Source organism: uncultured Roseobacter sp., from assembly GCF_947492555.1.
Taxonomy (GTDB): domain Bacteria; phylum Pseudomonadota; class Alphaproteobacteria; order Rhodobacterales; family Rhodobacteraceae; genus Roseobacter.
On sequence record NZ_CANLNE010000001.1, the window covers coordinates 237,051 to 249,254 of the forward strand.

The 12,204-nt window shown below is 61.1% G+C and carries 11 protein-coding genes; 8 read left to right on the forward strand and 3 right to left on the reverse strand.

Annotated features, from left to right (window positions below; all coding sequences use genetic code 11):
* Positions 1-6 precede the first annotated feature (6 nt).
* Genes Q1A07_RS01135 through Q1A07_RS01145 form a run of 3 tightly spaced genes read left to right on the forward strand, consistent with a single transcriptional unit; the run spans position 7 to position 3,931 of the window.
* Entirely contained in the window at positions 7-975 is a 969-nt protein-coding gene (locus Q1A07_RS01135; RefSeq protein WP_299777021.1) for a tripartite tricarboxylate transporter substrate binding protein, read from the forward strand.
* A 53-nt stretch (positions 976-1,028) separates the two neighbouring features.
* Positions 1,029-2,432 (forward strand): aldehyde dehydrogenase family protein, encoded by a 1,404-nt coding sequence (locus tag Q1A07_RS01140; RefSeq protein ID WP_299777023.1) that lies wholly within the window; start codon positions 1,029-1,031, stop codon positions 2,430-2,432.
* Positions 2,429-3,931 (forward strand): AMP-binding protein, encoded by a 1,503-nt coding sequence (locus tag Q1A07_RS01145; RefSeq protein ID WP_299777025.1) that lies wholly within the window; start codon positions 2,429-2,431, stop codon positions 3,929-3,931. The genes Q1A07_RS01140 and Q1A07_RS01145 overlap by 4 nt, the downstream gene beginning before the upstream one ends.
* A 94-nt stretch (positions 3,932-4,025) precedes the next feature.
* On the opposite strand, the gene Q1A07_RS01150 is transcribed toward Q1A07_RS01145, so the two are convergent.
* Entirely contained in the window at positions 4,026-4,943 is a 918-nt protein-coding gene (locus Q1A07_RS01150) for a LysR family transcriptional regulator (protein ID WP_299777027.1), read from the reverse strand.
* A gap of 164 nt (positions 4,944-5,107) precedes the next feature.
* On the opposite strand from Q1A07_RS01150, the gene Q1A07_RS01155 reads away from it, so the two are divergent.
* From Q1A07_RS01155 to Q1A07_RS01170, 4 genes are read left to right on the forward strand one after another with little or no spacing between them, the layout of a single operon-like run.
* Entirely contained in the window at positions 5,108-6,028 is a 921-nt protein-coding gene (locus tag Q1A07_RS01155; protein ID WP_299777029.1) for a tripartite tricarboxylate transporter substrate binding protein, read from the forward strand.
* A 4-nt stretch (positions 6,029-6,032) separates the two neighbouring features.
* Positions 6,033-6,503 (forward strand): tripartite tricarboxylate transporter TctB family protein, encoded by a 471-nt coding sequence (locus Q1A07_RS01160; RefSeq protein WP_299777030.1) that lies wholly within the window; start codon positions 6,033-6,035, stop codon positions 6,501-6,503.
* Between the two features lie 4 nt (positions 6,504-6,507).
* Positions 6,508-8,013, forward strand: coding sequence for a tripartite tricarboxylate transporter permease (locus tag Q1A07_RS01165; protein ID WP_299777032.1), 1,506 nt, complete (start codon positions 6,508-6,510; stop codon positions 8,011-8,013).
* A complete protein-coding gene (locus Q1A07_RS01170; protein ID WP_299777034.1) occupies positions 8,013-9,218 on the forward strand; it encodes a CoA transferase in 1,206 nt (401 codons plus the stop codon). Before Q1A07_RS01165 ends, Q1A07_RS01170 begins: the two co-directional genes overlap by 1 nt.
* 49 nt (positions 9,219-9,267) lie before the next feature.
* On the opposite strand, the gene Q1A07_RS01175 is transcribed toward Q1A07_RS01170, so the two are convergent.
* A complete protein-coding gene (locus tag Q1A07_RS01175) occupies positions 9,268-9,999 on the reverse strand; it encodes an alpha/beta hydrolase (protein ID WP_299779101.1) in 732 nt (243 codons plus the stop codon).
* A gap of 286 nt (positions 10,000-10,285) precedes the next feature.
* On the opposite strand from Q1A07_RS01175, the gene Q1A07_RS01180 reads away from it, so the two are divergent.
* Positions 10,286-11,473 (forward strand): helix-turn-helix domain-containing protein, encoded by a 1,188-nt coding sequence (locus Q1A07_RS01180; protein ID WP_299777036.1) that lies wholly within the window; start codon positions 10,286-10,288, stop codon positions 11,471-11,473.
* A gap of 6 nt (positions 11,474-11,479) precedes the next feature.
* Here Q1A07_RS01180 and Q1A07_RS01185 read toward each other — a convergent pair whose 3' ends face one another.
* A complete protein-coding gene (locus Q1A07_RS01185; protein WP_299777038.1) occupies positions 11,480-12,064 on the reverse strand; it encodes a histidine phosphatase family protein in 585 nt (194 codons plus the stop codon).
* Positions 12,065-12,204 lie beyond the last annotated feature (140 nt).

Here is a 12,204-nt window from a genome sequence, read left to right on the forward strand (position 1 = left end):
CTACACATGAAAAAACTGATAACAGGAGCGGCCATTGCACTGGCCTCCATGACCACGGGCGCACTGGCCGACGGCCATGCGAACTATCCCGAACGGCCGATCATGATGATGGTCAGCTACGGCGCGGGCGGCGCCACGGATTTCCAGGCGCGCATCGTCACGATGACCGCCGGGAACGAGGACGCCCTGGGCATGCCCATTGCCATCATCAACAAGCCCGGCGCCGGGGGCCGCGTGGGCTGGAACTGGCTGGCGGGTCAGGCGGAGGCCGATGGCTACACGCTGGGCGCCTACAACATCCCCCATTTCATCGCCCAGTCGATCAAGGGCGGGGTTGAATACTCCCGCGACAGCTTTGAGCCCATTGCCAACTGGGGTGCCGATCCTGCGGTGCTGGTTGTCGGCGCGGAGTCGGAATTCAACGCGCTGCAGGACGTGGTTGAATTCGCCAAGGCCAATCCCGGCAAGCTGACCACCTCCGGCGCGGGTCTCTTCGTGGGTCACCACATCGCCGCCCTGCAGATGGAAAAGGCGGGCGAGATGAAGATGGCCTATATCCCCACCAAAGGCGGCGGAGCGGCGGCGATGAAAGCCGTGATCGCGGGCGACGTCATGGCGGGCATCAACAACCTCTCTGACGCCTTCCGTGCACGTGAGGCTGGGAATGTGAAAATCCTCGCCGTGGCGGATCTGGAGCGGAACGATTTCCTGCCCGATGTGCCCACGATGCGCGAAGCGGGCCTGGACGTGGACAACTCCTCCGTCAACTTCCGCGGCATCATGGTGCCCAAGGGCACGCCGCAGGGGGTGATCGACAAACTGGCCGCGACCGTCCCCGCCATGTTCGAAAACAAGCGCGTGGCGGGCAAGATGCAGGCAGGCGGCTCGCCGATGCATATCATGACCCGTGACGAAGTGCTGGACATGTGGGCCGCGCGGGAAGAAACCCTCAAGGAACTGCTTGCAGGCCTCTGAAATCGCGAGGCGGGGCGCAAATGCCGCCCCGCCGACACATAAGGACATGTGACATGAACGCCCATGATGATCTTGCCGATGTAGATACCATCGTTGCCACGGCCCGCGCTGCGCAGGCCCGGTTCGAGGCAGGCGGATCGCAGGAACTCTATGATCGTGCCGCCCTTGCGGCGGGCTGGGCCATCATGGAACCCGCGCGCAACCGCCATCTTGCGGAACTGGCGGTGGCGACAACCGGGCTGGGCAATGTGCCTGACAAGATCACCAAGAACCACCGCAAGACGCTTGGCCTGCTGCGCGACATCGCTACAGCCAAGACCTTTGGCGTGATCCGCGATGATCCGGCCACCGGCATCACCGAGATCGCGCGCCCCATCGGGGTGATCGGCGCAGTTGTCCCCTCCACCAACCCCGGTGCGACACCGGCCAATAACATCATCAACGCCCTGAAATGCGGCAATGCAATTGTGGTCTCCCCCTCGCCCAAGGGCGTGGCGACCTGCGAGGCGCTGCTGGGCTACATCCATGCGGAATTCGACAAGGCCGGGATCGACCGCGATCTGGTGCAGATGATCCCCGGACGGGGCTCCAAGGAAAAGACCCAGCGCCTGCTGGAAATCTCCGACCTGATTGTTGTCACTGGCAGCCAGAACAATGTGAAACGCGCCTATACGTCGGGCACTCCGGCCCTTGCGGTGGGTGCGGGGAACGTGGCCGTGATCGTGGATGAAACCGCCGATCTGGCCGCTGCCGCCGACAAGATCTGCGCCTCCAAGACCTTCGACAACGCCACCTCCTGCTCGTCAGAGAATGCGGTGGTGATTGTCGACGCCATCTACGAACCCTTCGTGGCCGAGATGGCGCGGACCGGCGGCGCGCTGATCCGCGATGAGACAAAGGTCACCAACCAGCTTTGGGTCAAGGGCCACCTGAACCCTCAGGCCATTGCACGGGATGCGGACCAGATGATCGCGGCCCTTGGGTTGACGGATGAGGTGCCGGGGGGCACCGAATACCTTGCCGTTGAAACCACGGGCATCGGGCCGGACCATCCGCTCTCGGGGGAAAAGCTCAGCCGCGTGCTGACGGTTTACCGGGCCCGTGATTTCGAGGACGCCGTGCAGATCACCAAGGACATCCAGCTGCATCAGGGGCTGGGCCATTCGGTGGGCATTCACACAACCATGGCGGACAGGCCCATGGCTCTTGCCACGGCGATCCCGACCAGCCGGGTCATCGTCAATCAGGCGCATACCTTTGCCACGGGCGGGTCCTTTACCAACGGCATGCCGTTTTCGCTCTCCATGGGGTGCGGATCCTGGGGCGGCAATTCCATCGACACTAATCTGCATTGGAAGCATTTCATGCAGAGCACGAAAATCGTGCGTGAAATCCCCGGCCAGGAACCCGCGCCCGAGGAGATTTTTGCCGACTACTGGGACGCGGTCGGAAAATGATCTTTACTCCCGAACATCCGCCGCGCGGCACCATCCGCGATTGGCTGACCGCGCGCGCCGATGATGGCGGCACGGCGATTGTCTTTCCCGAAACGGAGGAGGCCCTGACCTGGGCGGCGCTGCGCGCCACGGCGGAGCGCATGTCGCGCGGGATGTATGACCTCGGCCTTACCAAAGGCGAAAGCGTGGCAATCATCCATCCGAACGGGCGCGCGGGGATAGAGGCGCTCTATGCCGCGCTTTACGGCGGGTTTCGCGCGACGATGATCAACCTTGCTGCCGGGCCGGACGCCATTGCTTACGCGCTTGAACATTCACAAGCGCGCTATGCCTTCGTGCATGAGAGCCAGATCAGCACTTATGAGGCGGTCGCGCCGCAGGGCATGACGCTGCTGAGGCCGAATGCGCTGGAAGGCCGCGCGGATTTGCCGGATTTGTCTGGAGAAGATCACGCGTTGCTGATGTACACCTCTGGTACGACGGGCAAACCCAAAGGCGTCGTGCACAGCCACAGCAGCCTTCTGGCCGGGGGCTGGGCCACCGCCATGGCACATGAGTTAACCGCGCAGGACCGTGGTTTTTGCGTCCTGCCGATCTATCACATCAACGGGCTCTGCGTCACGGTCATGGGCGCATTGGTCTCCGGCGGATCGTTGGCGATGGTCTCGCGGTTTTCGTCCCGCAATTTCTGGGATCAGGCGGATCAGGGCGCGGTCACGTGGTTTTCGGTTGTCCCGACAATCATCAGCCACTTGCTGCACGGCGCGGCAAGCCCCGGCCCCGCAGTCTGCGACCGGTTGCGCTTCGGGCGTTCGGCCTCTTCGGCTCTGGCGGTGGAGACGCAATCAGCTTTCGAGACCCGCTTTGGTGTGCCAATCGTAGAGACGATGGGGCTGACTGAAACCGCCGCCCAAATCCTGTCGAACCCCCTGCCCCCCGGCATACGTAAAATCGGCTCCCCCGGTGTCCCTTACGGCAATGAGGTCCGCATCCTGCTGCCTGACCTGACCGAAGCGCCAACCGGCCAGGAAGGCGAGATCGCCATTCGCGGCCCCAACGTGATGCGGGAATATCTTTTCAACCCCGAGGCAACAGCCGCGAGTTTTGCAGGTGACTGGCTCAGAACCGGTGATCTGGGTCGCATTGATGCAGATGGATATGTCTTTGTGACGGGTCGACTGAAAGAATTGATCATCAAGGGTGGCGAAAACATCGCACCACGCGAGATCGACGAGGTGCTCTACACCCACGCGGATGTGGTCGAAGCCGCCGCCTTCGCGCGCCCCTGCAAACGCTACGGCGAAACGGTCGAAGCCGCCGTGGCGCTCAAATCCGGTACAAAACTGTCGGCTCAGGACCTGATCGACCTCTGCACCCGGCGGCTTGGTGGGTTCAAATCTCCCGAGGTCATTCACGTCCTTTCAGAGCTGCCCAAAGGCCCCTCCGGCAAAATTCAACGCCTGAAGCTGGCCGATCTCATTCCTATCGACGCTGTTTGAGAGGCATCGGGAAGGCCTGGTGACGCCCCGGTGCACCGAAGATTATTCGCACACGGCTGCACCGTCATTCGAGTTATCACCGAAGCAATCGCCTTCACGCCTTCGCCTGTAGGGATCGGGCCCCTTGCCTTGCTTCCTGAAAAACGGCTTCCAGCGCCTCGCAAAACGCGTCCTTCGCCTCGGCCCGCGCGTCCGATTTGGGTAGAAAGTAGCCGAATTCGACCTCCATGCGCGGGTTCCAATCAATGAGCGCCACGTCCCCTGACAACTCCGGATCCAGTGCAACCGGATCCGCGAAGGTGAAACCCAGCCCACGGTGCACAAGCCTGTACGCCGCTGCCCCAAGGGACACTTCATGCGCCACCTGTATGGAAATCCCCTGCGCCGCCAGCTCTCGATCCACGATCCGCCTGATCACCGTGGTATCGTCCAATGCGATGTATGGAACGTCGGCAATATCCGAGGCGGTCAGGGCTTTTTTCCGCGCCAACGGATGATCCCGCGCGACGGCCACCTTCAAAGCGGCAGCACCGAGACGGTGCGCCCGAAGTTGCTCGACGGGCAAGGGCAGTGCGGAAACGCCAACATCGTAGCGATCATTCATGATGCGCCTGCCCAGGTCACGCCGTCGGTGAATCTCCAGCTTGACCGGCTGCCCCGGCAGGCTGTCAACAAATCGGGCAATGGCCGGCAAGACCAACCCGTTCACGATGCGCGATTGCGCCACAATACGCAGCGGTTCAGGACGGTCAGACCCGATGTGCCGTACAAACTCCGGCAGTGCATCGATCTGAGAGAGGATGCGCAACGCCTCCGGATAAAACCGTTCCGCTTCCAGGGTTGGGCTCAATCGTTTCTTGTCCCTTTGAAAGAAACTGACGTCGAAATCCTGCTCCAGCAGCGTGAGCTGGCGACTTGCCGCAGATTGGCTCAGGTTCATCCTCTCCGCAGCGCGCGCAAGGGTGCCTTCCTCCATGACGAAGGCAAAAACTCTCAACGCGCGCAGGTTCATAATTCCAATCTTTCGAAGTATGCATTCGATAATTGCATTTTTTCTACGACATATTCGGCGTTAAGGTCCAGTGAAGGATCAAGAAGGCGCACTATTGGCGCCTCGACCATTGGGAGGACGAAATGCGAAGACGAGATTTCATGAAGACAGGAGCGTCAGCCACCATGTTGTTATCAGCAGGTGCCGTTGCCGCTGAATGGGCGCCACGACGCCCGATCAATGCTATTCTGCCTTACTCGGCAGGCGGTGGGACAGATGCGCTGGCACGCGCGGCGGCGGCTTCTGCTGACGGTATTTTGCCGGTGCCCCTCGTCATCGTGAACAAGCCCGGCTCCTCCGGAATCACCGGTGCGACCGAAGCAGCGGCTGCCCGTCCCGATGGCAACACCGTCATGGTGACCTCGGCAGGTTCCTTCCTGCTGACATCCATGCTGCGTGACACCGAGGTGACACCCTTTGACAGCTTCGAAATCATCGCCCAGATCGGCAACCTGACACCTGCGGTGATTGTGCCCGCGGCCAGCCCGTTCCAGAGCGTTCAGGATTTGGTCGACGCGGCGCAGGCGGCGCCGGGCACATTGCGATGGGCACACAACGGGCGTGGTGGATTTCATCAGGTGGCCGGGCAGAGTTTCCTCAATCGCAACGGGCTGGAAGCGCAGGATGTCCCGTTCAAGGGTGGCGGTCCAACCCGCGCGGCGGTCATCGGCGAACAGGTCGATTTCGCCTTTGTCGGCATTCAGCAGGCAGCGGGGTTCGAAAACGAGCTGCGGGTACTGGGACTGGTCGCGCCAGAGCGCGATGCCATCCGCGATGACGTACCGACGCTGGCCGAACTCGGCTTTGACTATGTCGCCGTCTCTTCGCCCATCGTGTTTTTTGCCCCCAAGGGCACGGATCCGGAGATTGTTGCTGGTATGGAAACGGCTTTGAAAGGCATCACCGAAACCCAGCAATTTGCCGACCTGATGCGCGAGCGTGGCAACGTACCGGCTTTTTTGAATGGTACCGACACCGAGGCCCGCCTGCGCGCAATGCAGCGGGACACACAACCGGTCATCGACGCGCTGAAATCTCAAGGATAAGGCCATGGCTCCGGGAAATTCGCCTGCCCCGCACACCGTTGGCATCGCACTGATCCTTCTGGGGATCGGTGCCACAGCCGCCAGCATGGGCATCGCCCTTGATCAATATGGCCGCTGGGGCGCGCGACTCTTCCCGCTGTGCGCGTCGGGCGTACTGATCCTTTTGGGGGTCGTGGAACTTCAGAGCGGGCAGAAAACAGCGAGACCCGAACACCGCGACATAACCCACATTGCCGCCTTGCTAGTGCTCGCTCTTTGCTATGTCTGGCTAATGTCACGATTTGGCTATTTGATCAGCACAGCCGTCGCCGCCCCCGCGGCGCTTTGGATTTTCGGAATCCGCAATCCGGTTGGACTACTGGCCGCTGCATTCATGTGTCCGGCAGCGTATCATATGGTTTTCTTTGAAATGCTCGGAGTGTTCCCACCGTTAGGGCGCTGGTTCGACCTTCTCGATGTGGTGGGAGGGTATTGATCCGGTGGAGATTTTCACAGGTCTTGCCACGGTCCTGAGCGATCCCGTGCTGATGGGCTGGGTGTTTCTGGCAGCCATCGTGGGCATGATTGTCGGGGCGATACCAGGGCTGACGGCCTCGGCCGCCATTGCAATGCTGCTGCCGCTGACCTTCTACATGGACCCCTTGCCCGCGCTCGCCTTTCTCTACGTGATCGGCAAATCGGGGCGGTACGGCGGGTCAATCGCGGCGATCCTCTTTAACACACCGGGGACAGCAGCCTCAGCAGCAACGCAACTCGACGGTTATCCGCTGGCGCAGATGGGCAAGGCCGGAAAGGCGATGAAAGTTGCCACGCTGTCCTCCGTGATCGGCGATTTCATCGGAGAGGTCCTGCTTATTCTGGGCGTGGCGTGGATTGCGGCCATTGCCCTCAAACTGGGCCCACCGGAGCTTTTTTCCGTCTACTTTGCGGCCTTCATCGTGATCGGATCGGTGATTGGCAAATCGGTCACCCGGGGGCTTGCGTCTGCCGCATTGGGTGTGCTTGTGAGCATGATCGGTCTTGATCCCATCAGTTCGACAGAACGCTTCACATTCGGCAGTTTCGATCTGACCAATGGCATCAGCCTCGTGCCGCTCATGATCGGGATTTTTGTGCTGGGCGAGGTCTTTGACCAGATCCAGACCAGACACACCCGCACCCAGATGGTGCATGACACCGGAGATACCACGCGCAACGGGTTGCGTTGGGCTGAATACAAACCCTGCCTGCCGCATGTGATCCGGTCGTCCTTTATCGGCGCTTTCATTGGCATGTTGCCAGGGCTTGGATCAGCCATCGCGGCCTTTGTCGCGTATGGCGAAGGGAAGCGGCGCGCGCATAATTCTGCGGCCTGGGGACAGGGCGCGCTCGAAGGGGTCGCCGCACCAGAGGCGGCGAACAATGCGGTCAGCGGGCCGTCGATGGCACCGCTGCTGACCCTCGGCATTCCGGGGTCGACCATCGGCGCCATACTCATCGGAGTGTTCCTGATCCACGGCATCCAGATCGGCCCCACCCTCTTTCTCACCTCGCGTGATCTGGTCTATGCACTTTTTGCCTGTGGGTTGATCGGGATCGTGATGTACGGAGTGATCGGCTATTTCGGCGCGGCGTTCCTGGGCCGTTTCATCGTCCGCATTCCCACCGCCGTGCTGTATCCGGTTATCTTCCTGACGTCCTTCATTGCTGCCTATACAGCACGTGGCAATCTGTTCGACGTCTACGTCATGGTGGCAGCAGGCTTTGCCGGTTGGGCCATGCGCAAGCTGGATTTCAATCCCGCCGCCTTTGTCATTTCCTTTGTGCTCGCCGGAGGGGCTGAAGAGACGTTCCGACAGGCATTGCTGCTCAGCGATGACGGTATGATGATTTTCATCACGCGGCCCATTGCCCTTGCCTTCCTGCTGATCGGCGTTGCCGCCTTGATCGCGCGTGTCCGCAGCCTGAGACGTCAGGCGCGCTTACCTGCCATCGGAGATACATGATGGCAGCACCGCTGCAAGGCATTCGCGTCATCGACTGGACCCATGTTCTGGCGGGGCCCGCCTGCGCCTATTACCTCGGCCTGTTGGGCGCGGAGGTGATCAAGGTAGAACGCCCTGGACGGGGGGATGCAATCCGCCACCGTGGCGGCACGGACCGAGGTCGCGCAGCGGAGGGCATGAGCACTGCCTATCTGACCCAGGCAGCCGGCAAGCAGTGCCTTGCAGTCGATCTCGGCACTGACAGCGGGCGCGCCGTCTTCCACCGTCTGCTCGCCTCTGCCGACGTGCTGGTGGAGAACCACCGGTTTGAGACATTGAAACGGCTGCGCCTGACCGAAAACGATACCCGCGCCCTCAATCCGCGTCTCGTTCACTGTGCCATGACGGGTTATGGACGGGGAAACGACATGTCCGACGCACCGGCCTATGATGTGAACATTCAGGCGATCAGCGGATTGATGGCCCTGACCGGGACCCAAGACAGCGGGCCAATTCGGACCGGCGCCCCGGTCATTGACTATGCCACGGGGCTCGCCGGTGCGTTGGGTGTCATGTCCGCCCTGATGACCCGTGCCGCCAGTGGAACAGGCAGCTTTGTTGATGTCTCGATGTTGGAAACGGCCTTCACCTTGATGAGTTCAACGGTCACCGACCACATGCTGACGGGCGTGGAGCCATCTCCGCGTGGGAACGCGGCCAACAGCCGGTCTCCCTCTGCCGGCGTATTTCCATGCAAGGAGGGCTACATCAGCCTTGGCGTCAATGAGCCCACCCAATTCACAGCCCTCGCGCGGGCGCTGGACAGGTCAGCCTGGCTGCGCGATCCCCGGTTCGCCACGGTGGAGGCCCGCGGTTGCCATGCAGAGGCGCTGGATCAGGCGCTTTCCGCAAGGCTGAAGGACAAGGATGCGTCAACATGGGAAGAAGTCCTCATGGCGGCCCGCGTTCCGTGTGCAAAGCTGCGCAAGCTGGGCGACGCAATGCACCTGCCGCCGGTCGCACAACGCCGCTACACAACGCGCGGCGCCGCGGGGTTTCCCGGTCTGCCTTTTGCCCTCGACGGGATCGCGCATGGATCAGACGTAGCACCGAAAGGAATTGGCGCAGACACGAATACGATCCTGGACGGACTGGGTTATAGCGCGGAGGAAATCTCCGCGATGCGGGCAAATGGCAGCGTTGGTGGCCCATCAGACGATGCCTGAAAACGCATTCGGCCCTGGCTTTCGAGCTCTCGCGCGTCGAGCCCGTCGCTCATGACAGCGGCACAGCATCCTTCAGGAAGGTATCGATGGCACGGCGTAATTGCGCCGGATTATCCGTGTGCAACATGTGGCCGCCGGGTAAAGACACCAGCCTGGCACCTGGAATGGTTTGCGCGATCAAACGGGCACCGCCATGTGTCGCGCTGTTTTTCTGGCCGATGACCACCAACGTAGGTGCATTGATCCTGTGCAGAATGGGCCGGGCATCGTAATGGCTGGCCGCCTCCAGTGCCGCATTGATGCTGCGGCGGGTGTGGCGGGATAGCTGGTGCTTGAGATGGCGCGCTGTCTCTTCGGTCTGCCCAAATGCGGACAGCCAGCCAAAAAACCTTGGGGGCACGCAGTGCAGACACTTCATCGCGATGCCCGTGCAGATAATCCGCAGGCGGCTGGTTCTGACCGTGGGCACGGTTTCGATCAGGATGAGCGCTTTGACGCGGTCGGGAACCCGCGCTGCTAGCTCAAGCGCGACCATGCCCCCGAGAGAATGGCCAATCAGAACGCAGCCCTTTGGCACCTTGGCCTGCAGGATATCGGCAAAATGCCCGACCCGGGCGGGATGGACGTGCGGCGCGGCACCGTGCCCCGGCAAATCCGGGGTAACGGCGCGGTTCAATGGTCCGGTAAAACGATCCCAGGTCGAGGCCGACAAGCCGGCGCCGTGCAGCCAAAAGCTTGGGAGCGTCCAAAGCGGATGTGGGTTTTCAGTGGCTTGAAGCATAGTCACGTCAGGAAAGGAAGTTGCTTGCGGATTGGATTTCATACCGGGTCTCGTCCTTGAAAAGCGGGCAAATGCTGGCCGCAGCACTGTCGCATGAAACCTATCAAGGGATCCTCGCCACATCGTCTGACCGCATGGGATCGGACCACCTCTCTGTCCTGACCGTCCCGGAAAGACACATCCGCCCAGGGCAAGAGTTGACCCGGACCGGCAACCCGACTACCGGACGGGGTACATTATCCAAACACCCACTTTGAACGTCACCCTGATCTGAGGGAACAGGATCATGTTGGACACCAATCTGCTTTTTGTCGTCTTTCAGACGACGGGTTTCTCCGCGGCGTGCATTGCCTTTGCCTTGTGCCTTGTGCAGTGGCGACATGGTTCGGCCTACGGGATGCTGGGCCTGATGTTTCTGGCGCTGGCCACCAGCGAACTGTCGGTGATGTTCGAAATCATCGTGACCGACCCGCCTCAGGCCCCGCGCGATGTACTGCGGATGATTTCCTATTTCTCTACCTTCTTCATTGCCCCGCTGTTTCTATTTTACGTGAGATTGCTGACCGGATCGGACACTATTTGCGCGCCACGCGCGTTCTGGCTTCACATGGCCCTGCCTGCCTTCAGCTTCATCGCCACCGCAGGCTTCCTGACGCTGCCCCCAGATATTCGTGGCCTGATTTTTGACGGAGCAGCCTTTGACACCCTGCCGGGCGCGGGCAAGACATTTGCACTGGCACTGGTTGCCGTCGAATTCCTGATCTATTGCCAATGGCTGATCTACGTGCCCTGGGTCCTGCGCGTGCAAATGCAGCACAAGGCCAGGTTGCGGGATCTCTTTGCCAGTACAGAGGCGTTTGAAACCCGCTGGGTGATTGGCATGGCCCTGTTTCTGGGATTTTATGCCGCGCTGTGCTTTGTGGATTTCGGATCCCGGCTCATCTATGACGTTCCCCTTCTCGGACGTCTGACCGACACGCTCATGGTGATGATCATCGTCCTGATCCTCATGCTCTGGGGGCTGCGGCAGTCTCCAGGGCTACACGGTCCCCGCGAAGCGGTGCATCAGGCGACCACGGCACCGCATCCGAAATACGAACGCAGCGCCCTGGCGGACACGCATGCGGATCGGATCGAGCGGAAGCTGCGGCGCGCGATGGAGCAGGACCACCTCTACCGCGATCCGAACCTGTCGCTCTGGACGCTGTCGCAACACATCGGCGCCTCCACCAATTACGTCTCACAAACCCTGAACGAACGGGTCGGGCAGTCGTTTTTCGACTATGTGAACGGCTGGCGGATCGAAGAGGCGAAACCCCTGATCCGGCGGGGCGAACAGACGGTTCTGGCGATTGCCTACGAGGTTGGCTTCAATTCCCGGTCTTCCTTCTATGCGGCGTTCAGGAAGCAAACGGGCGTCACGCCCTCCACGTACAAATCGACACCCGGTGCACCGCAGGCCATGCTCGGATAGTACGTTTCAGATCAGCTCTTCCATCGGGCGCCATCCTGATCCCGGGCGGCGCGTGTCCGCATCGAAGGCATAATAATTGCCACCACCGCCCGGACCCTGATCATGTGTCCGGCTGATCGGCACCCCTGCAAGCGTACAATAAAGCAAAGTGCCAACGGCACCGTGCCCCACGAACAGCAGGTCACCGCCGGTGTGGCCGTCAAGGCATGCCTCAACCTCGGCGCAAATCCGGGCCTGTGCCGCGCGCGCGGTTTCCCACCCTGCCGCGCTTTGATCCGGCTCGGCAAAAAACCGGTCGGCCATTTGCTCAAAGGCATCGGGCGGCAAAAAGCCGGTAGCACTCCGGTCATTCTCGTGCATGTCTACCCGCGTTTCCAGCGGGCAGTTCAGCGCATCCGCAAGGGGTTGCGCGGTCTCGAGCGCCTTGGTCTCCGCACTGCTGATGATCCGCGTGGTGTCCGCCAATCTCCCGGATGCCGCAAGTCGGGCGACACGGGCATGACCTGTCTCGTTCAACGACCACCGGGTGACATCCTTGGCAGGATCGATAAGAACCTGAGGGTGGCTGAGATACCTGACTTTGAACGTCATGAACGGGCCTTTCACAAAATATCGGGGCAAAAACGGGCAACACGCAAAGGTTCTTTGCCGGGATTCGCCCGCCATGTCACCGGCAATCCGGGTATTCATTTCGACCCGGCAAACCCGCGGGCGACATCAGGCGAAAACAC